Here is a 19,024-nt window from a genome sequence, read left to right as displayed (position 1 = left end):
TGGCAACATGGAGAAGAAGGATTTTCCCAAGGGAACCAAGCCCCGTGAGATCTTCGTCTATACCTGTGAGCGGATCGCGGAGCCTTTGAACCCGCTGGGCTACAAATACCGCAAGAGCAAAAATGACATCTACAAAAAAGACGGCATCTTTGTGTTCTCCTTTTACTTTTCCCCCTCCATCCGCTTTGGCTCCACCACTTTTACTGCCTTCTTCGATGTGAGTTCCCCGGTGATTGCCCAGTGGCGCAGTGAGCAGGAAGGGACGGAGGAAACCTATGATGGTATCGTGGGTACCTCCATCGCCCGGCTGACCCACCGGTATGATGACTTCCCCCGCTATGAGGTATCTACTCTGCTGGAGCGGGAACGCTCTATCCAGGAAATTTCCGGGCAGATCCAGGACTATGCACTACCATTCTTTGCCCGGTTTTCCAATCTGCCCAAGCTGCTGGACGATGTGGAACAGGAGGGGTTCTTCCCCCATCGGAAGGGGTTCGATGTCCCTAAGCGGAATCGGGAGTTCATCGAATGCTTCCGGGAGTATCTCCAAAAGCAGTAGGAATCAGCAGAAAGGAAACAACACCTATGTCAAACAGTAGAGTATCCACTTGGAGTGGAATCCGGAACAAATTGGAGAATGACTACCTGTGCCCGGCACTCCGGGGCCACATCCAGTATTTTGCCACCAGTTACAGCAAAAGCGCCGACCATGAGGGCCGGGCCGCCATTCGTGTGGACGGCGTGGAAGTGCTGCGGAGCAACTACTACACCTATTTTGAAAATGTGTGGACGAAATTTCATCACTTGCGCTCCACCACGCTGAAAGATCACGACTCCGCAAAAGAGGCCATCAATCAGGCTCATGCCTATGCGCTGGAGCAGGGCACCTTTGACCAAAAGGTGTTCTATGAGGCGTTTGGGATCTTTGACAACCAGAGCATCGAGAAAAGCCTTGTCAGCGAGAATCCCCTTGTCCGTATCTTTGCCCTTCTGGATCGCAGGCTTGGCAAGCGCCGCCTGCTGGCTTTGGAGGACTCCATGGAGCAGGAACTGGACTGGGTGCGGGCTTTCTATGTGATCCGGTTGCAGGCCGAAGGGCTGATGGAAGCGAATAACATTTAGGAGGAACCACCATGTCACAGATCGCGTCCTTTTATCTGATAAAAAATAACCAGCGGCAGGAGTTGTCCGACGGTGACTGCTCCGGCGCGGTCTATATGGCCATCTGGGACTGGTGTGAGAGCGAACTGGATCTGGATGTCCGTTTTCCTGCTCCCCAGACGGAAGACACCCTGGACTGCGCTCTGCTGGAGGGAGAGCTGGCGTCTCAACTGCTGGCAGCTCTGCGGGAGCAGGATCTCCCGGAGCTGGCCGCTGAAATTGCCCCGGACTGGGATCTGCCCACCGAGGCGGTGCAAAGCGGGCTTAATACGCTGCGCTCCCATCTGGAACTGGTGCAGGGCGATGCTGCTCTGCTGTATGAAATGACATGAGAACGGAGGGATACCATGCTGGCAAAGCGGTTTGAACACATTTTACATGATCTGGGCATGGCTGGGCTGGAACACCCTCTGTTCTACCATGCACCGGTGGGCATTCGTTTTAAGATCGGCGGGGAGGAACCAATCTATCTGGATAGGCGTGCGGCGAAGCTGAAAACCAACCCCGCTTATGTTCAGGGGGCGCTGGACCGAGCCGCCGCGATCTATCGGGCACTTCCGGCGGTGCCGGACCTTCTGCGGATCGACGGGTATCCCGATGAAGAACCCGCCGAGTCCCTGCTGCCGTTATCCGGCAGCGAGTGGGCCTCCCAGTTCCCGATGAACAACTTTCGGCCACAGAGCAGGATGAAGATGGGGATACCCATGCACAAGTGCAGTTTTACTGGGATCTCAGCAAGATCAGCTTTCAACCAGAGCTGCTTCTTCAGGAAATCATTCTGGGGGACATCGGCGGCTGGAACGGCTTTGTGTCCAGCGTCTATCTGGCTGGGCCGGGGCCGTTCCTCTACCATTTGTACGATGACCGTGGGCTGGATGTGCTGGGCGGCTCACAGAAGCTGCTATCACGCTTTTCAAAGAACGAGCCGGAGTTGCGCGCAGCGCGCAGATAATCCCGGCAGTTAAACAAAATCTAATCAAGGTTGAGAGCTTTTTCTTCAGCCTTCGTCTTTGCCATGGCGTTTTTCTCCAATCTGAAAATTACAAATTGCGGACAAAAAGGACGCATTGTTGTGGCAAGCAGGGCTTTTGTCTATACAAACGCCATTTTTGCGTTGCAAAATGCTTGTTGGGCTGTGCCCAATCCCCTTCATTCTGCACCGTTCCGATGCAGGCTGCGCGTTTTTTCAAAACGCTTCTATTTATATAAGGTAGAGCTTCAAGACATTTGCACTCTGCAATTTTGATGGAAACATCTCAAACCAAACGAACAGCCAGCAACGGCCTCAACAGTAAGTGAGGTCATGATGCTGGCTGTTCTTCGTTCAGAACGGAAAACATTCGACATTTTCGCTGGTTCATGGTACACTACATCCAATCCATGCGAATCAGTTGGAGGTGATTGTGTTGCTTTCCCTGTACTTAGCTGTTCTTGACGATCAAAGCAAAGAAGAACAATTTATAGATGTATATAATATCTACAAACGGCTGGTCTACCATACCGCTTACAAAATTATGGGCGATTCGTATCTGGCAGAAGATGTACTGCAAGAGGTGTTTTTGTACGTTGCCAAAAATTTTTCTAAAATTCATCGAGAAAACTGTCACGAACTCGCTGCTTATCTCGTTAGTTGTAGTAGAAGCCGTGCATACGATATGCTTCGCAAGCAGCGAGAAGAACCGCTGGAAGAAGTCCCGGACGCACCAGATGATGCCCCGGTGCCGGATGATGCAGCAGTCAGCACCGATAACATCCAATACCTGACAGAACTGATCGGACAGATGAAACCGATGTACCGTGATCCACTGCGCCTTTTGGCGATGGGCTACACCAACCGGGAGATTGCCGAATCGTTTGGACTGACAGATGAAGTGGTTCGGATGCGGCTTTTCCGTGGAAGAAAACTATTGTGGAAGGAGCTGAACAACCGTGAGTGAGCGGACAGAGATTTCTTTTGATGCAGCTTTGATGATGGCACTCCGTGCAGATGCACAGAAAGAACTGGACGAGCTGCCAACTCCGGCCCAGCTTAAGGAACGCTACCCGGACACTTCCCGATGGGATGCTCGCCTGAAAGCGGCATTGCATAAACGCTGTCCGGTGCTGAAACGAGTGCTTGTTGTAGCCATGACGCTGGTAATTTTAACTCTCGGCGCGCTTGCAGTAAGTGCAGACTTCCGCAAGGCAGTCTACACGATGATTCAGAAGTTCTTGCCGATTGAGATGCAGCTGACGTATCAAGTGGACGGCGAACCGTTGGAACGATTACCGGATGGATACAGCGATCATTATGTGCTGGACGGCTTTGAAATGGACGATGCGCAGAAATTTGAACGAGCAGAAAACTTTTTACATGTTTACTCGTCAAAAGAAACAGAGGAAAGCTACACTGTCCGTTGTTCAATTATCCAGCCGGGGCAGCAGTCCCTATTTGATAATGAGCATACAGTGTACGAAACCGTAAAGGTCGGAGAAGCAGATGGCGTACTTGGAACTAGTACGGATGAACATGGAAAGAATGTTTATACTCTAAGTTGGGAATATCAGGGGATTACACATACCGTTATGGGAAACATTCCATACGATGAGATTATGAAAATTGCGGAAGGTATCCGTTAAGAAAGCCGGACACTTGTGAGAGTACACAAATGTCCGGCTTTCTTTTTGTCTGAACTTACAAAGATGGAAAATTTGAAAAAAATTTCTCCTGAAAATTGAAACGAAGCGAATGCGAATTGCGTTGATTATACAAAGGCTCTTGTTAGGAGCAAAAAAACGGAGGTGTATGTCTATGTCGAAAAAGCGTTTGTTGTCCATTGTTATTTCAGCGGTGATTCTCTTGAGTTTTGCCTGCACCGCAATGGCCGCTGAAAAGTCTGAGCGGTATGTAGGTGATAGTACGGTCAACGGATCCATTTACCAAACATACTATCAGGTTGATGCCCAGACACGAACTGGAGTAAAGAAAATCAGCGTTTCAGGCGTTCTCTATGAAAAGGGAACAATTGGAACATGGCAAAAAGTAAGTAGCTGCTCGAACAGCAGCACGACCTCAACCTGCATGGTGAGCAGTAACTTTAACACTAAGCCCGGAAAATCTTATAGGCTGGAGTATTCTGCGACCTTTAACTATTCCGATGGACGGAGTGAAACCATTACTGGAAGTGCCAGTAGATAAGTGAGGTTATTCATTTTAAAAAACTAATCCTAGAGATGATAGGTGAAGCCTTATCTTTGGAATAGAACACCTAAAGTATACCATTTCTATTAGAATAATCTACAGTGAGGGTTAATTATGAAAATTTGGAATAGATTCATATCGTTTGCACTTGCAACCACGCTTTTGCTAACCGTTCCTTTGGTCTCTTTTGCAGCAGGAACTAAAAACAGCACGAGTTCTGACTTCACGACCGTACAAAGCGCGTCAGGTGAATTGCTTGTTAGAGCCTATGATCTTGACAATGGTGACTCGGTTTTTGAACAGTACAATGATGGAAAATTGGTAAGCCGTTATACGGTTGACCGATCAAAAAATGTTATAAATGAATTGGTTTATTCTTCGGATGGAACATCAAAACAGCTGCAGCGATTTATTCCGACAGAGAAGAATTTTGATATAGTCTTACCGCAATCTACAATGTCGCGTCGGTTGGGAAGAATTCGTTTCCAATATACAGATGGAACCGGAACGGGAATCTGCGGAGCATATGTGGATTATGTGAAAGAAACAGGAAACAAAAAATATGATATTAATGGAACATATAGAGATTTGGCAGGGTTGGCATCAGTTGTAGCAGGTGCCTTGTCATTACCTGCTGCTCCGGCACTTGCAATTTCCAAAACTGCACTCGCATATTTTGGTTTTGCTATGACGGCCGTGCAATTCACCATTCCACAGTGTAACCTTAATTCGCAGTATGAACAAATTGAATACACATTGACTGATATTAACCACTCTTCTCACAAAAATAGTTTTTGGGGAACCAAGTATGTTATAACGGAAAGTGGAAATAAGTTTAATAACACCTACACGGATGGCGAGTATTACCCCACAACATCTTGGGGAAATCAAAATTTTGGAATGACAATCTATAATTATCTGTTTACATACAGTAATTGGAATATTTATGCGTGGAACTAAAAAATATAAGATTGTTAAATGTTTCAGACATTTCGGTGCTATTATAATATTGCTATGGCTAATTTCTATCGTAAGATTTCCGTATTCTTTTGATAAATTGCAAGTGTTATCAAATAAAAATTTTGAAAGCGTTTCAAATTCTATGTTAACTCTTGTTGATTGTAAATCGACCGAATCGAAATCTTCAATTGATTTTTTACTAACCGATGGAAAGCAATATTATATTATAACGGCAAAACGTTTCTTTATATGGAACCGATATGATTTATCTCAGCTGATGCCCTTCTCAGAAGAAACAAGTTATAGCTATACAGATTGTTTCACCAAGGTGAATGTTGTTCAATCAGGCAATACATTGTGTTTATATGAGGAAGGATATGTTCAACCTTATATCTTATCGTTTCTCTTTTTGTGCGTTGTGTTAATGCTCAATATTTTGGGAGATAAATCCACTCCAGAGGAATAGAGATAATGAAGTGCATTTATTGTGGAAGCGATATGCAGCTTGGAGGAATCGTCACGCAGGGAGTTTCAGCGATGTGGTTTCCTCAAGAAAGTCTGAAAAAATCACGTCTTTCAAAAATCATTTTTGAAGGCGGGATAGCTATAGGAAAGAAAGACTATTTATGGGGGACCGACGATACTAACAGATGCTTATTACTGTCGAAAATGCAAAAAATAATAGGAGTCTTTAGCATATAAATGCTTCAGATGGAGGTGATTCCAATGCAGATAATTTCCTTGAAAACAAGTTGAGCATGAGTTGAGGTACATTTATGAAATTTAGCGTACCGGAAATCTTGACAATTGTATCGACAGCAACAGTCATGGCGATTGCTTTTCTTGTGATTGCAAAGTACCTTATTCGATATGCTGTCACATTTTATGCAAAAATAAAAGGAGATGACTCAAAATGACCTTGAAGAAAAGATTGCTTGCGCTTTGTATGGCGGTGGTTATGGTCTTTTCGCTTTGTTCTATCTCTGCTTTTGCAGCGGCCCCAACGGATGACAAACAACCTGTTGTTATTGGAAGGTATGATGCACCTCTAAGCGAGTGCTTGGAACCTGGCATGGCTATGCAGGTAGGAATTGCTAACGTTCGGGTTAATTCCTACGCAACCTATGATAAGAATGATGGCGTACAGGTTCATGTTGAACTTTACGTTCCGTGGTACTCATCGCCAAAGCCGGAATTTACAGGTATGACAGGAAATGTCAAACTTACCATGAATGGCCAATCGACAAGTAAATACTTCTCTGAAGTCGCAACCGGGGACGAAACGATTAGTACAGATGTGGATACCGGTAGGAAAGCTAGTAGCGGAACAAGCGGTACAGTATTTGTTTCTGGAACTGCTGTAGCATTGAATGCTTTGGCAAACGGTGGCCAGTTCTCCATTTCCTACGACATCACGATTCCGTAATAAAAGCATTAGATAATGGGGATAAAAGCCACGATTCTTTAGAGCCGAAAGAAAAGAATCGTGGCTTTGTACGTTTGGATTATGGAGCAAGCCAAATGAATAAGAAATTGGAATTTTTTAGCAGTATGGCGGTTGCCTTTATAGTTTTGATATTGGTCTTTCTTTGCATTCGTTTTTCAGGTCAGGGAAAATTTGCTACACATGGAGGAACCAATCCGTCTGATGTAAAATGTATTTATACTTCAGTTTGGCCGGATAATGAATACACTAGGCTTATTTGTGAGCCGGAAAGTGGAACGATAGAATATATATTGGATGGTTCTAATGCTGGGTATTATGCAATCTTTTATAATAATATCTCTGAAGAAGAAATACAAAAATATATTGACCAATTGAAAACCTTAGGATACGCTGAAGAGGCATCGGCTTCAGAAAGCGTTTCGACAGGCGTTTTGCTAAGAAAAGATGAAACATGGATAAGCATTGCATACTCAGAGGGAGGATTTGGAATCCGGATTTCAGTAGAAAAATCCTGAATAAAAGAGATGCTGGGGAATTCCGGTTATCCCTATATTGGGGCGGCAGAAGAAAAAATACTCTTTACAAATATTTGAAATCTATTTCTACAGATGAAGAATATGCTGAAATAGCATCAAGAATCCTAGACGAATGGCTGTCGGAAAGTGATGGCTCCTAATTTTATCAAAAAAGTGGTGATTCCAATGCAGAAAAAATAGAATACATATTTCGAAAATTGCTACCATCAAACTGTCAAAGAATACAAGTCAAACGGTTCTTTGATTCGTTCTAAAACGGATTACTATCAGGCCATTGGTGGTTAAGTCACTCCGTTTGTAAGGAAAGGGTTGAAAATGGATTTTCTTAAACAAAAAGGGCCATTAGCAAGAGAATTCTGCAACACGTTGATTTACATTATTTCGTTAGTGTCATTAAAGCCTTCAAGCCTTCAGAGGGTGTTGACAGAACTTCAATGGAATGGGATGTGGTTCTTTTCTCTGGCATTTTTCGCTGTCATCTTTATGGAAATGCTGTCCGATTTTTTGCTGGTTACAGATCGCTGCACTGCATGGAAAGCATTAAATGGAAATGTCAGCGAAGCCGAATTTCACAATCTTCAGCAGATTGTCCTATGCAAAAATCAGAAAGTTTCCATTGAGAAGAAACTTGCAAGTACGATACTACTGGTTCTGATGATATGTGCAACTGCTGCATTTGTGTGGTTTACCTTTTTGGCTTGACTGAATAATTTTGGTATTTTGAATTCACATTCTTAGAAATCAGTTTTCAAAAGCAAAAATCCGCCGAGGAATCCTCCCGAAAAAAACGGGAAGAATCCTCGGCGGATTTCGTTTATCGTGTTGGCTCTTTTTCGGCTGTGTCTTTTTCCTCTGCAAAAAACATCTCTACATTTTTCTGAGCTTTCATCAACTCCTGCATCTCATCTTGTGCCTTCCGGTAGTCTGGGTATGCTTCTTTCTTCTTTTTCAGAAGTTCAGCGTATTCGATGCTCAAGTCCTTAGTCTTTGGCAGCTTTTTCAATCCAGCTTCATCAAAAGCAGCTTTTGCAGCCTTATGCAGCGTGATTTCTTCCCGGTGGGCTTCCAGAAATCTCTTACTGTACCCGGCTTTGCGGTAGGCATCATAAACCGGACGTGTCCGGGCGTAATTAACGATGTGCGTCCGCAGAACGGCAATCTCGGTCATGCGCGCTTCTGCAGCTTTAATGGAATCGCCCAACTCGTGATAGCGAGCAGTTGCTGCATCCACACGTTCCTGCATTTCTTTAATGCTGCCGATTTTATGCTCCTGTAAGAAAATCAGCGTCTTGGACATTTCTTTCAGATTATATCGCTTTGCCCAGCGAGCATACCCCATGCTCTTTCCCTCGGCCAGCTTTGCCTGAATGTCCACCAGCATCTGAAACTTTTGTTCCGGTACGATGCGCTTCTGCTTCTGCCGGGGATGGTGTTCGGCTTCCCCAGAGATAACAGCTTTCAGTTCTTCTTCACTATATCCTGCGCCCAAAGTGCGGAACCGGATGAATCGCTTCTGCCGTGCGCCTTTGACGGAGGTGTATTTTCCACGCTTGACCTCATAACCCTGCTGCTCCAGTCCTTGCAGAAAATCTTCGTAGTCTTTGGGCTTTTCCGCCAGAACAGTGTCAATCACGCCACATAGACGGTCACGATTGCTTTCTTTGGGCGGGTAGAGTGTGCGCTTCTGCCGCTCCCGATAGGGCTTTATCTCAATGACGGAAAGCTGATGCTCTAAGCAGATCAGATCGCTCAACCGTTGCACAGCCAGCCCGGACAATAAAAAATCCCGGAATTTCCGGATGCTGTCCAACGCAGTGGAGTTGTAGATAATGTGATTATGAATGTGTTCCCGGTCCGTGTGGGTTGCAACGATAAACGCATACTTGCCTTTGGTGAAACGCATTGCCAGCTCATAACCCACCTTGTTGGCTTCTTCGGCGGTGATCTCGCCGGGTTTGAACGACTGCCGGATCTGATAGGCAATCACGTCACTTTTTTGTCTGCGCCCAGTGACAAGTTCATACTGCCGTTTGGACAGCATAAATTCTTCATCCACCGTCAAAGGACTGCATTCGTAACTGCTGACCAGTTCGCCCTGCTGTGTCTTGTCCGGGTTCTGGGCGTAATCCGTGCGGCTTTTCAGGCAGGCCGCAACGGATTTCCCCTTGTTTTTGTGCAGTGCAATCAATCTTGTTGCAGCCAGTTTGACCACCTCCCGGCAAAAAGAAAATGCCGCACAGTGGCGGCATAAAAATTTTATAATTCTGCAATCCAGCCGCTGAACCATTCCACGGCTTCTACAATGACCGTTCCGGCGGTGAGGAGCAGGAAGCAGCCAAACTCCGCCACCAGCAAGATCAAAAACTGCATCCACTCCTGGCAGTACAGTGTATAAAGGCCGCAGCCGAAAATATACAGCATGGGCAGTGCCAGCACAAACGCCGACAGGTTCAGCGTCCATTTCAGCATCAGTACCAGAAATGCACTCAGGAGAACCACAGGAAACAGGAGAACTCTTGCTACGAATTTCATATTGACACCGCCTTTCTGCTTTCAGTATATGGATAGAGCATGAGCCTGTCAATGGTGTTGCCGCCTATGTACCCCCGCAGCCCTCCAACTGCGGGGAGAAATTTAGAGATCAGCCAGCCGGGAAAGAATCTGCCGACCAATCTCAATCAGTTCATCCAGCCGCTGCTGCAGGTCCTCCATGTCGGCGGCATAGACCCGACCATTTTCATTGGCGGCTTTGGCGTACTGATTCAGGTTGTTGCTGCACATCTGCAAGAGATATGCCATGCGTTGCAGGTCTTTCAAGTCAAGGTGCAGGCAATAGCCGTCCAGTGCCATCTTGCGGATATAGGCACTCAGGCTTCGGATGCCCATGCTGAGCATTTTTTCATAGATACGGTTCTTTTCTGTTTTGCTCAAGCGCAGGATGATGGTTTCATCCCGTTTTTCCCTCACCGGGCATCACCATCCTTGTCGTAATAACTGCGGAAGGGCTTCACCGGCTCCGGCTTGTCGGATTTTTCTTCCAGAGCCGCCAGCACCGAGGGGCGGCGAGACTCGTCCTCCTGTTCTTCCTCGTCCTGTTCCGGCTCGTGGCTCTTTTCGTCCACATCCAACTGAGCGTTCAGCTCTGCAAGCCGTGCTGATTTTTCAGCCAGTTCTTCCTCCTGCGGGAAGGGCTTTTCCACCTCAATTTGCGCCGCCGCCTGCTGCTGATGCAGGGTATCCAGTTCGTTTTCTGCGGCGGTGATGCGTTCCGGGAAGTTGTTCAGGGAGTTATCCAGACGGATGATGTTGCCCAGTGGGTCGGTGCCCAAAGGCACCGTGTACTTTCGCTGCCCCTTCAAAAGTGCCTGATACTCCGTGCGGAAGGTGTCGAACCGCAGGGACAGCTCAAAGCCCCGGTAGCTGCCGATCACTTTTTCTTCGGCGTTGGGCAGTTCGGAACAGGCGAGCACCAGACGTTCGCCGGCGGTCTTTTTCTCGTCGTAGGTCACGCCCCTGATGGTCATACCGCAGAACTCCTCCTTGCCCTGCGGGTGGGCGGCGGCAAGCTGCGCGTCCGCTTTCAGCCCGGCGATGTGGGCGTTCGTTTCCTGAATGTCAGCCGGGAATTTTGTCAGCAGCTTGTCTTGCAAGCGGAATTTCTGGCTCTGGTGGTCGGCTTTCAGAACCTTGAGTTTTGCGACCTGAACATCCAAATCCATCTTCTCCTTGATGAGCGGATTTCCGGCACACAGTGCCTTGATTTCGGCGTAAGATAGCGCCTGCTCATCCACATCCTCGCAGGAGCGCACCGGGGATTTTGAAGTCATGATTTGGCTGATAAACCGCTGTTTATTTTCCAAAGTTTGGAACAAATAACTGTCAAATGTCCCTTCCGTAACGTAATTGAACACCTTGACTTCCTTATTCATATTGCCCTGCCGGATGATGCGACCATTGCGCTGGGTCATGTCGCTGGGCTTCCAGCCAACGTCCAAGTGATGCACCGCCACAAGCCGGGATTGCACGTTGGTGCCCGCTCCCATTTTTGCCGTACTTCCGAGCAAAACTCGCACATCGCCGGAGCGCACTTTGGAGAACAGCGCCGCCTTTTTTGCTTCGGTGTCAGCATTGTGGATAAATTCGATCTCGTTTTCCGGCACACCGGCGGCGATCAGCTTTTTGCGAATGTCATCGTAGACGTTGAAATTGCCATCGTTTTTCGGTGTCGAGAGGTCGCAGAACAAAAGTTGGGTCAACTTCTGTTCTTTACCCTCCTCCCAGATTTTCAACACATTTTGAACGCATACGTTCAATTTGCTGTTGAGATCATCTGGCAGCATGGGGTTCATCAAGCGAACGTCCAAGCCGATTTTGCGCCCATCGTTTGTGACGCAGAGCATATTGTCCACGGAGGCATCCACTGCACCGGAGTGGATTTCTGCAGCACGTTTGCTCAGTTCCTGCACCATTTCCTTTTGAATTTCGGACGGCTTTGCCACCACGGTTTCAAACTTTGCGACCGGCACCGGCAGATGAAGCTGGTCGCTAGTTTTAATGTCCGCAACCTCCTTGAACATGGACATCAACTCAGGGAGGTTGAAAAACTTGGCGAACCGGGTGCGGGCACGGTAGCCGGTACCCTCCGGGGCAAGTTCAATGGCCGTGGTCGTCTCACCAAAGGTGGATGCCCAGCAGTCGAAGTGCGTCAGCTTTTTCTGCTGCAAGGTGCTGTACTGGAGGTACCGCATGACCGTGTACAACTCGGTCATGGAGTTGCTCACCGGGGTGCCGGTAGCGAATACCACGCCACGCCCGCCGGTGATCTCGTCCAGATAGCGGCACTTGCCGAACATATCGCTGGATTTCTGGGCTTCGCTGGTGGATAATCCAGCGACATTCCGCATTTTTGTGGTCAAAAAGAATGTGCAGCACCTCTGCGGCTGCGAAGCAGTCCGCAGAGTAGTCTGCTTTGTTGTGATAGGTAACTTTTTGAAGTAATCTCCAAGTTTTCCCCCACCTCACGCCGGGCGTGCACCTTTCAGCGCACCCGGCGTACCATCAAATCGATTTACTTTCTTCCTTCAGATTTCAACACTGCTGTGTTCTCACGGACACAGAGTGGTTGTAAATTTCACAGTTTAAGTTTTTCGCGGTATTTCATGATTTTGCCTACCGTCTTTGCATCAAGTTCAGGCGGTATTGGACTGTTGTGAACCATGCGGTGGCATGGTTCACACAGCCAAACCAGATTTGGCACTTTATTGATTCTATCAAGTGGAAGCTTGTTTTTAACGTGGTGACAATGCTTTTGAAGCACGGGTGAGAAGGCATTTCCACAGCATTTACATTTTCCTTTGTCCCTGCTGTAAGCATACTCCCGGTTCATATAATACTCAAAATTCATCCTTCCCTTTGCGTATGCTGACATTGCAATATCGTTCGGGGAGTTAACGGATGGACGGTCACATGGCAGTGGCTTGTGCTTAGCACGATAGCTCACATACCGTCTGCGCCCTTCCACTGTATACGGCGTCATTTTCTGGTCAAATGGCTTGGGTTCATAGTGACTATGCGTGATGAACGCATAAGTTATACCAAACCATTTTCCTTCGACCCATACAGCAAATGTCTTACTGTCGTAGCCCTTGTGTCGGTCAGGAAGATTGCAAAGCACCTTCAGCGGCACCTGCATGGAGTTGTACCGTTTGGGGTACAGCTTTTTCCATACAGTCAGTGCAGCGTTGTTTACTCTGCGGTCTATCGCATGGTAGGCATGAGAGCAGATGGATGTCTGCAAGTACTGTGCCATACCCATAATGACAGAGTTGACGTACTGAATTTGCGCAGCCTGCACATTGACTTTTTTGACAAAGTTCTATGCGGTGCACTTCTTCGAGCAGTTTCTTAATCTTCTTTCCTAACCGTTCCATATCCGGCAGCGGCTTTCCAACCAGATGTTTCGTCCATGTTGCCGGGTCAGGAGTTTTCCGTTTTCGTTCGGCCTTTACCACAAAGCCAAGAAAGTGTATACCGTTTGTCCGCAGGTCTGTTACATAGGTCTTTTCCTGCGACAATTCGAGTTTCATTCTGTTCCGAAAATATTTTGTCAAGACACGTTTCAAGCGGAGTGCTTCCTTCTCCGTTGACGTCAGAATCACCCAATCATCGGCGTAGCGATAATTGTACTTTGGCGTTACACCAGCCCATTTCAAACGCCTTGTGTCGTTGCCTTTATGCTTGCACTGTCTGTGCGGCTCCATATACATACGACCAACATACCAATCGAAATCGTTGAGATAAACATTGGATAAAAGCGGTGAGAGGATTCCTCCCTGCGGTGTACCAAGCTCTGTTGCATGAAACAGGTCATTTTCCATATATCCAGCTTTTAGCATCTGACTGATAATTTTCAGCACACGCTTGTCATGGATACCGATTCTCCAGAGTTTTTGGAGCAGCAGGCGGTGATTGATATTGTCGAAGCATCCCTTGATGTCACCCTCAATAGCCCACACGGGTTGGTCGGGCGATTTACATCCAGCATTTATGACATTGATGATACCCCGGATTGCGTGTTTCTGTGCCCGATAGGGGCGAAAGCCGTAGCTTTGCGGATAAAATCTCGCTTCACAGATCGGCTCGATAATGATACGCACGCACTCCTGTATGATCCTGTCCAATACAGTGGGGATACCCAGCGGTCTTTTCTTGCCGTTACTCTTTTCGATATATTCACGGCGGGCTGGTTTGGGGCGGTAGTTGCGAAAACTCGATTGAATCAATAAAATAAGCTCATCTTTGGGCATTTGAAGGTATTTGTCCATTTTTATCTTATCCACGCCAGCAGTTTTGCTGCCTTTGTTGGACTTGATATTGTGGACGGCGGTTACAATGGTCACTTCATTTACCATCGCTTCCACCAGACCGGTGAACGATACTCCTTGACCGGACTTCTCATAGAGAAAATCCTGAATCTTTTTAAGTTCCGTTTCCGTTGAAAATCTGACGTTCAAATGCACAAGGTTTTCACCTCGCAGTTCGTCACCCATCTTTCAGGGAGTTATAGGATTTTCATTTTGTGAAATTTACAAATCGATTTGACTCGTATCCTTCGCCATGGAATATTTCAATTCCGTTTGACTGGCATTACCCAGCCCAGACTACTATGATACGGCTGACTTCCTGTTGCGTTCACTGCGCTGTAACGCTCCAACAACAGGCTCTCAAACGTTCCTTAATCTCTATCCTTGTTCTGAAACCCTTAGGCTGCTACCTTACACCGGGAAAATCTAACCATGCTTTGAACCACAGTTGCTGCATGATTCCTGATGGGGATTTCATCCCACAGGGCGTGTGCAGAAAAACCAGCCACACACACTTTTTCCAAGGGTCACCCTTTCAGATGTCGTTCGCTCTTACGATGCTGCATAGCTTTCCCTATCGGATAGCCATAGGTTTCGGAAGCCCGCACCATTATTATCCATGCCTCTTTGCAGAGGTTTAGGTTTTCAGGTTACGTCTTCACCACGCTCTGTACAATGCACACTTACAGGTGGCAACGCACAGTGGAGTATTAGCTCTCGTACTATCTTGAATTTTGACCTATTCTCTGAAATTCTGTTCCTCGACATTGGTTCTGTACGGCAGAGGAATTTCACCTCTGATTTCGAGATTAAAGTTCTCTGTGATATTTTCTTATTGCTAAGTGCAATCACATGGTGCTTTTCGTCCTTGCTGTCAACAAGGGCTTATGCACAACGTTTCGCACGGTTCTTGTAGAAATGGCTCTCGTCCACAAAGAGCCTGTCAACGCCCAGTTGCTCAAAGGTGATTACATCGTCCTTACGCTCATCGGAGCGCAGTTTTTCCAGCTTGGTTTCCAGCGTTTTCCGGGTCTTTTCCATCTGCTTGATGGAGAAATTCTCGCCTGCGTGGACTTTCAGCTCATTGATGGCGGCAAGCGTTTCATAAATTTGCTCCTGAATAATACGCTCCTGCCGCTCAAAGGACAGAGGAATGCGCTCAAACTGGCTGTGCCCAATGATGACAGCATCGTAGTCGCCGGTGGCGATGCGGGCGCAGAATTTTTTGCGGTTTGCGGTCTCAAAATCCTTGCGCCGTGCCACCAAAAGTTTGGCGTTGGGGTAGAGGTTCAGAAAATCCGATGCCCATTGTTCCGTCAGATGGTTGGGCACTACGAACAAGGATTTCTGGCACAGCCCCAGCCGTTTCGCTTCCATAGCGGATGCCGCCATTTCGTAGGTCTTGCCCGCACCAACTTCGTGTGCAAGCAACGTATTACCGCCATGCTGTCCAGCTCCACGCCGTATAAGCGGCTGTCTGCCAGGCTGTCCGGCAGCATTCCAAAGAAGTTGCCCACGCCCATACTAGGTTCCAGAATGTTACCGCTGTGGAAACCCATGCGCTCCACGGCATCGTAGATACTACGGATGACGGTAGGGCTGGTATAGTGGGCGTTCAGGGTGCTGGAACGGGCAGCAGCGTACTCATCCTCGGAGAGCAGCCCTTTCAACGCTGCATATTCCTTTGCCCAACTATCTTTGCCGGGGTCAAAGGCATCTGCCAAACCGCCCCAGCCCACATATTGCGAAAGCACCTGTTGCTCCTCGGCGGTGGCACCCCGGTGTTCCTGTTCCAGCTTGAACAGGGTACGGATGGCTTCGATGTTCCGGGCGAATTTCTGTTTGGGGCCTCCGACACCCAAATCATCATCCGTGATGTGGAAGTTTCCGGCAGGTTCAAGTGTGGGGCGTTCCGCTTCAACTGTGGGCGATTCTGTGCTTATCGTCTGAATTACAATGTCAAACGGCAGATTGTTTTCCTTGGCGGGGTATACGGCAACCGTTTTTTCAGTACGAACTGGCCGGGTAGAATTTGGTTCGTTCTGCCGCAAGCCCTCCTCGAATTGTTTCTTATTGATAACTTCGTTATCCCATGACTGTCCGTGCGCACTGGTGTCGATGCGAACATCCGTTTCACCGACATAGCCAATTTTCCCCTCGATGGTTCGGGTAGGAAGGTCAATGATAGCATTGTCACCGACCTTGTAATCGGGCAGGGGGTGTCCCATCATATCCTGCTCCTCGTACAACTCCCGGACAACTGCCAGCGGTTCCTCCCTGAAAATAGGCATCCGCATTTCTGCCAGTGCCACATCCTGCATGGTCACGCTGTCCTTATCGAAGTTGACGTTATCCACCCGGAAAGCGCGCCCCTCCATGTGGATGGTAGTGCCCAGCGGCAGATAGTCCTCTCGGCGAAGATACTTGGTTTGGTGGTGGGTGCCATCCTCGTTCAGCCCGGCAAGATAGACGTTCTCGCCGCACTGCCACAGCTGCTTGGCACGGTGCGCCCACTGGTCGCGGGGAAAGCCGATGACCGGGACGGTGCCCAGTGCTGTTTCTCTTTCCAGAAGTTTGCCGCCCAGAAGTTCACTGACTTTTTGCGCGTCATCTGCGTAAAACTCAAACTGTCCGTTCTGCTCAAAGCCCACCAGCGCATCCGGGTGCTGCTCCTTCAGGGCATTGTACTCGGTGGCGGCATCCAGCGGCAGCAATGCCGGGCGTTCCTCCGCCTTGCTGTGGTAGTGCTCCAGTTCTTCATCCGTGACACTGACCAATTCCGAAAAATCCAGAGCTTCCAGTTCAGTTTCGGTCAGATCTTCCAGACTTTCGTACTGCCGCTCGTCGATCAGCACTTCACCCAGATACCGTTCCACCCGGTATCCCACCAAATCCACATTAACTTGAATAGGAATATCCTCATCGGTGGCGTGGGTGTAGGCAATGCCGATCTTGGACAGGTCAGAAAAGTCCGGTTCAGAATCATATTCCTCCAGACAGAAATCCCGGATCAGGTTTTTGGCATGGGTCAAGGTAGCATCTGGCTCTACGGTGATGGGCACAGGGGGCGTGTAATGCTCCTTTTCTTTGTCCGTCAGATAACGGTCGGACTGGATCATCAGGTCGATATACTTTTCCACCTGCGTCCAGCTTAACGTGAATTTCTTGTGTTCGGGGTAATGGTCAAATTCCATTCCTCTCCCATCGTGGTTCACAAAGCCCCGGCTTCCGTCCAAAAAATCGTGGGAGTGCCCACCGATACCGTACTCCTTTGCCAGAGTCTTGGCACGGAGGCTGCGGTCAGGCTGGGTCTGGTACATTGCCATAATGCGCTGTTTACCGCCCATAAATCCTGAACCGTGCTTGCGCAGTTCGTTCTCAATTTCCGCTTGAGATAACGAAAAAGCGGAGGGCGTTTTTTCGCTCTCCGCTTGGTCGATTTTTTCAATTTGCTGGACTTCGGTGGGAATGTGGGCATCAAAGAAACTTAACTGTAAATCAATTCCATCAGCACCAGTTCCTCTGCCTGTGCCCGCAGGCTGTTCATCTGCTGCACCCATGCCATCTGATTCTGCTCCTTGTCCGGGGCCGGGTTCTGCTTCAGCAGTCCCTGCATGGTCTGCTGCATCTGGCTCTCTGCCGTCTGCTCCACCTCCATCAGGTGCGGGTACAGGCTCCCGTTCAGGAGCATCGTGTTGTACAGTACCGGGCGATGGTTCATCAGGTACGTCCGGCGCAGCCTGCCGTACTTGCCCAGCGGCTTCCGGGGCTGGTTCAGGGTTAGGTTCGGGAGCTGGTAGTCCCCGACGGTCGAGTAAGTCACGTTCCTGCTGTTCGTATTCATATTGGCTCCTTTCTGCATTGCGGCGGCGAATGGTTGTTTTTACGGTGCGCTCGATGTTACGCAGCACCTCCCGGCTCATGTCGCTGACTGCTGCGCCGAGGGCGTAGACACTATCCGGGGTTGAGAAATTGTAGATTGCCTGAAAATCGTCCTTGTCGAACCACCCGGCAGGCTCAATGCCGCAGCGTTCCAGCAGCGTGTAGGTGACGCTGATGGCGGCGGCAGACTTGAACTGCATCTCCACCCCGGCTTCATCATAATCCATCAAGAGCGAACCGTCAACGATGGCACGAATGTCCCCGCCGTTGTTGTCCCAGTAATCCGCCACCAGTTTCCCCGCAACATCCGCAAGCTGCTGGCTGACACGCTCTCCGCTGATGCCGTAGGTCTTGCTCAACATTTCCGAAACCGGCTGCACCAAATCGGGACCGAGCTGCCACACCTCCGGGTCACGGGAATTGCGGCGCACCCCGGTGTCGCTTACGTCAAAGACGTAGTGCAGCCGGGGGAATCCGCTGGATTCGTCCAGCAGGGCGATGCCCTTGGCACCCCGGCGCACATAACGGTTCATCCGGTTGTTCCAGATGTCAAAGTCGGCGCAGGCGGTGGCATCCGGGCGCTGGGCGTAAATCATCAACTGGTCCGCAAAGGGATACTTGTACAGTCGGGATGCGGTGGTCAGGTAGTCCGTCCAGCTTTCCCAATACCGGGTCAAGCCGTTCGCCGTGCGCTGGGCAAGGGCGAGGTATTCTTCGGTTTTGCTTGGCATTTTGGCCTCCTTCTTCAGATTTTAGGGTATAAAAATAGCGGGCAACCGTTTTGGGGTTGCCCGCAAAGGGTGTAATAAAGATCGATTATTATTCAAACTTTTTATGACACTTTGGGCACTCTTTAGGGATTGGTCTATAACCAACAAGCGAGCAGCCACAATAAGGACATTTCATCATAATGAGATGATATACAATGCCGCCAATAACAACTATTGCACCGATTAACAGGCACAGGTTGATTTTGTACTCCTTTGTTGTCATT

The 19,024-nt window shown here is 48.5% G+C and carries 21 protein-coding genes and 2 pseudogenes; 14 read left to right on the top strand and 9 right to left on the bottom strand.

Annotated elements, in window-relative coordinates; all coding sequences use genetic code 11:
* Positions 1-7 precede the first annotated feature (7 nt).
* The 14 genes and pseudogenes from MTP36_RS03595 to MTP36_RS03535 all read left to right on the top strand — a co-directional run bounded on the left by MTP36_RS03595 (position 8) and on the right by MTP36_RS03535 (position 7,987).
* Positions 8-559, top strand: coding sequence for a DUF4304 domain-containing protein (locus tag MTP36_RS03595; RefSeq protein ID WP_006059611.1), 552 nt, complete (start codon positions 8-10; stop codon positions 557-559).
* Between the two features lie 26 nt (positions 560-585).
* On the top strand, positions 586-1,122 hold the full coding sequence (locus MTP36_RS03590) for an SF0329 family protein (RefSeq protein WP_006059612.1): 537 nt from the start codon (positions 586-588) through the stop codon (positions 1,120-1,122).
* 11 nt (positions 1,123-1,133) lie between these two features.
* Positions 1,134-1,493: a hypothetical protein gene (locus MTP36_RS03585; protein WP_006059613.1), complete on the top strand. Its 360-nt coding sequence runs from the start codon at positions 1,134-1,136 to the stop codon at positions 1,491-1,493.
* Positions 1,494-1,508: 15 nt separating this feature from the next.
* A pseudogene (locus MTP36_RS16035) lies at positions 1,509-1,712 on the top strand (DUF3885 domain-containing protein); the annotation flags it as partial.
* Between the two features lie 161 nt (positions 1,713-1,873).
* Positions 1,874-2,113 carry a DUF3885 domain-containing protein gene (locus MTP36_RS03580; RefSeq protein WP_249253623.1) on the top strand — a complete coding sequence of 80 codons (240 nt, stop codon included), beginning with the start codon at positions 1,874-1,876 and terminating at the stop codon, positions 2,111-2,113.
* Positions 2,114-2,558: 445 nt separating this feature from the next.
* Positions 2,559-3,098, top strand: a complete 540-nt coding sequence (locus MTP36_RS03575; RefSeq protein ID WP_249254390.1) for an RNA polymerase sigma factor — start codon at positions 2,559-2,561, stop codon at positions 3,096-3,098.
* The gene (locus MTP36_RS03570) at positions 3,091-3,780 is read left to right on the top strand and encodes a DUF4367 domain-containing protein (RefSeq protein ID WP_097791873.1); all 690 of its coding nucleotides are present in this window, start codon (positions 3,091-3,093) and stop codon (positions 3,778-3,780) included. Before MTP36_RS03575 ends, MTP36_RS03570 begins: the two co-directional genes overlap by 8 nt.
* 172 nt (positions 3,781-3,952) lie before the next feature.
* On the top strand, positions 3,953-4,339 hold the full coding sequence (locus MTP36_RS03565) for a hypothetical protein (protein ID WP_227612091.1): 387 nt from the start codon (positions 3,953-3,955) through the stop codon (positions 4,337-4,339).
* A gap of 117 nt (positions 4,340-4,456) precedes the next feature.
* A complete protein-coding gene (locus MTP36_RS03560) occupies positions 4,457-5,302 on the top strand; it encodes a hypothetical protein (protein ID WP_143406017.1) in 846 nt (281 codons plus the stop codon).
* Between the two features lie 471 nt (positions 5,303-5,773).
* Complete coding sequence (locus MTP36_RS03555) at positions 5,774-6,004, top strand: hypothetical protein (protein ID WP_015565838.1); 231 nt, start codon at positions 5,774-5,776, stop codon at positions 6,002-6,004.
* Positions 6,005-6,078: 74 nt separating this feature from the next.
* The gene (locus tag MTP36_RS03550) at positions 6,079-6,219 is read left to right on the top strand and encodes a hypothetical protein (RefSeq protein ID WP_156072621.1); all 141 of its coding nucleotides are present in this window, start codon (positions 6,079-6,081) and stop codon (positions 6,217-6,219) included.
* Positions 6,216-6,728, top strand: coding sequence for a hypothetical protein (locus tag MTP36_RS03545; protein ID WP_015565839.1), 513 nt, complete (start codon positions 6,216-6,218; stop codon positions 6,726-6,728). The genes MTP36_RS03550 and MTP36_RS03545 overlap by 4 nt, the downstream gene beginning before the upstream one ends.
* A 95-nt stretch (positions 6,729-6,823) precedes the next feature.
* Positions 6,824-7,264, top strand: a complete 441-nt coding sequence (locus MTP36_RS03540) for a hypothetical protein (RefSeq protein WP_005929376.1) — start codon at positions 6,824-6,826, stop codon at positions 7,262-7,264.
* Between the two features lie 336 nt (positions 7,265-7,600).
* Positions 7,601-7,987, top strand: a complete 387-nt coding sequence (locus MTP36_RS03535) for a hypothetical protein (RefSeq protein ID WP_097785778.1) — start codon at positions 7,601-7,603, stop codon at positions 7,985-7,987.
* A gap of 112 nt (positions 7,988-8,099) precedes the next feature.
* Here the strand turns inward: MTP36_RS03535 and MTP36_RS03530 are convergent, their stop codons facing one another.
* The 9 genes and pseudogenes from MTP36_RS03530 to MTP36_RS03495 all read right to left on the bottom strand — a co-directional run bounded on the left by MTP36_RS03530 (position 8,100) and on the right by MTP36_RS03495 (position 17,992).
* A complete protein-coding gene (locus MTP36_RS03530) occupies positions 8,100-9,488 on the bottom strand; it encodes a relaxase/mobilization nuclease domain-containing protein (RefSeq protein WP_097785791.1) in 1,389 nt (462 codons plus the stop codon).
* Positions 9,489-9,541: 53 nt separating this feature from the next.
* Positions 9,542-9,817, bottom strand: a complete 276-nt coding sequence (locus tag MTP36_RS03525; protein WP_097785779.1) for a hypothetical protein — start codon at positions 9,815-9,817, stop codon at positions 9,542-9,544.
* Between the two features lie 102 nt (positions 9,818-9,919).
* Positions 9,920-10,252: a plasmid mobilization protein gene (locus MTP36_RS03520; RefSeq protein ID WP_097785780.1), complete on the bottom strand. Its 333-nt coding sequence runs from the start codon at positions 10,250-10,252 to the stop codon at positions 9,920-9,922.
* On the bottom strand, positions 10,249-12,201 hold the full coding sequence (locus tag MTP36_RS03515; RefSeq protein WP_249253621.1) for a helicase-related protein: 1,953 nt from the start codon (positions 12,199-12,201) through the stop codon (positions 10,249-10,251). The genes MTP36_RS03520 and MTP36_RS03515 overlap by 4 nt, the downstream gene beginning before the upstream one ends.
* A gap of 215 nt (positions 12,202-12,416) precedes the next feature.
* On the bottom strand, positions 12,417-12,977 hold the full coding sequence (locus tag MTP36_RS03510; protein ID WP_249253619.1) for an HNH endonuclease: 561 nt from the start codon (positions 12,975-12,977) through the stop codon (positions 12,417-12,419).
* On the bottom strand, positions 12,940-14,334 hold the full coding sequence (locus MTP36_RS03505) for a reverse transcriptase domain-containing protein (RefSeq protein WP_249253617.1): 1,395 nt from the start codon (positions 14,332-14,334) through the stop codon (positions 12,940-12,942). The genes MTP36_RS03510 and MTP36_RS03505 overlap by 38 nt, the downstream gene beginning before the upstream one ends.
* Positions 14,335-15,054: 720 nt before the next feature.
* A pseudogene (locus MTP36_RS16030) lies at positions 15,055-15,594 on the bottom strand (DEAD/DEAH box helicase family protein); the annotation flags it as partial.
* Positions 15,480-17,708 (bottom strand): hypothetical protein, encoded by a 2,229-nt coding sequence (locus tag MTP36_RS16025; RefSeq protein WP_442900246.1) that lies wholly within the window; start codon positions 17,706-17,708, stop codon positions 15,480-15,482. The pseudogene MTP36_RS16030 and the gene MTP36_RS16025, both read right to left, overlap by 115 nt.
* On the bottom strand, positions 17,636-17,992 hold the full coding sequence (locus MTP36_RS03495; protein ID WP_207699186.1) for a TnpV protein: 357 nt from the start codon (positions 17,990-17,992) through the stop codon (positions 17,636-17,638). Before MTP36_RS03495 ends, MTP36_RS16025 begins: the two co-directional genes overlap by 73 nt.
* Positions 17,993-19,024: the final 1,032 nt, after the last annotated feature.

This window comes from Faecalibacterium sp. I4-1-79 (assembly GCF_023347235.1).
Lineage (GTDB): Bacteria > Bacillota > Clostridia > Oscillospirales > Ruminococcaceae > Faecalibacterium > Faecalibacterium tardum.
This window is presented reverse-complemented; position numbering and strand designations above follow the sequence as displayed.

Bases quoted from the DNA above. Each gene is read 5' to 3' on its own strand.
- MTP36_RS03595 (WP_006059611.1), top strand. From the start codon at position 8: ATGGAGAAGAAGGATTTTCCCAAGGGAACCAAGCCCCGTGAGATCTTC.
- MTP36_RS03590 (WP_006059612.1), top strand. From the start codon at position 586: ATGTCAAACAGTAGAGTATCCACTTGGAGTGGAATCCGGAACAAATTG.
- MTP36_RS03585 (WP_006059613.1), top strand. From the start codon at position 1,134: ATGTCACAGATCGCGTCCTTTTATCTGATAAAAAATAACCAGCGGCAG.
- MTP36_RS03565 (WP_227612091.1), top strand. From the start codon at position 3,953: ATGTCGAAAAAGCGTTTGTTGTCCATTGTTATTTCAGCGGTGATTCTC.
- MTP36_RS03560 (WP_143406017.1), top strand. From the start codon at position 4,457: ATGAAAATTTGGAATAGATTCATATCGTTTGCACTTGCAACCACGCTT.
- MTP36_RS03555 (WP_015565838.1), top strand. From the start codon at position 5,774: ATGAAGTGCATTTATTGTGGAAGCGATATGCAGCTTGGAGGAATCGTC.
- MTP36_RS03550 (WP_156072621.1), top strand. From the start codon at position 6,079: ATGAAATTTAGCGTACCGGAAATCTTGACAATTGTATCGACAGCAACA.
- MTP36_RS03545 (WP_015565839.1), top strand. From the start codon at position 6,216: ATGACCTTGAAGAAAAGATTGCTTGCGCTTTGTATGGCGGTGGTTATG.
- MTP36_RS03540 (WP_005929376.1), top strand. From the start codon at position 6,824: ATGAATAAGAAATTGGAATTTTTTAGCAGTATGGCGGTTGCCTTTATA.
- MTP36_RS03535 (WP_097785778.1), top strand. From the start codon at position 7,601: ATGGATTTTCTTAAACAAAAAGGGCCATTAGCAAGAGAATTCTGCAAC.
- MTP36_RS03525 (WP_097785779.1), bottom strand. From the start codon at position 9,817: ATGAAATTCGTAGCAAGAGTTCTCCTGTTTCCTGTGGTTCTCCTGAGT.
- MTP36_RS03510 (WP_249253619.1), bottom strand. From the start codon at position 12,977: ATGCAGGTGCCGCTGAAGGTGCTTTGCAATCTTCCTGACCGACACAAG.
- MTP36_RS03505 (WP_249253617.1), bottom strand. From the start codon at position 14,334: ATGGGTGACGAACTGCGAGGTGAAAACCTTGTGCATTTGAACGTCAGA.
- MTP36_RS16025 (WP_442900246.1), bottom strand. From the start codon at position 17,708: ATGGGTGCAGCAGATGAACAGCCTGCGGGCACAGGCAGAGGAACTGGT.
- MTP36_RS03495 (WP_207699186.1), bottom strand. From the start codon at position 17,992: ATGAATACGAACAGCAGGAACGTGACTTACTCGACCGTCGGGGACTAC.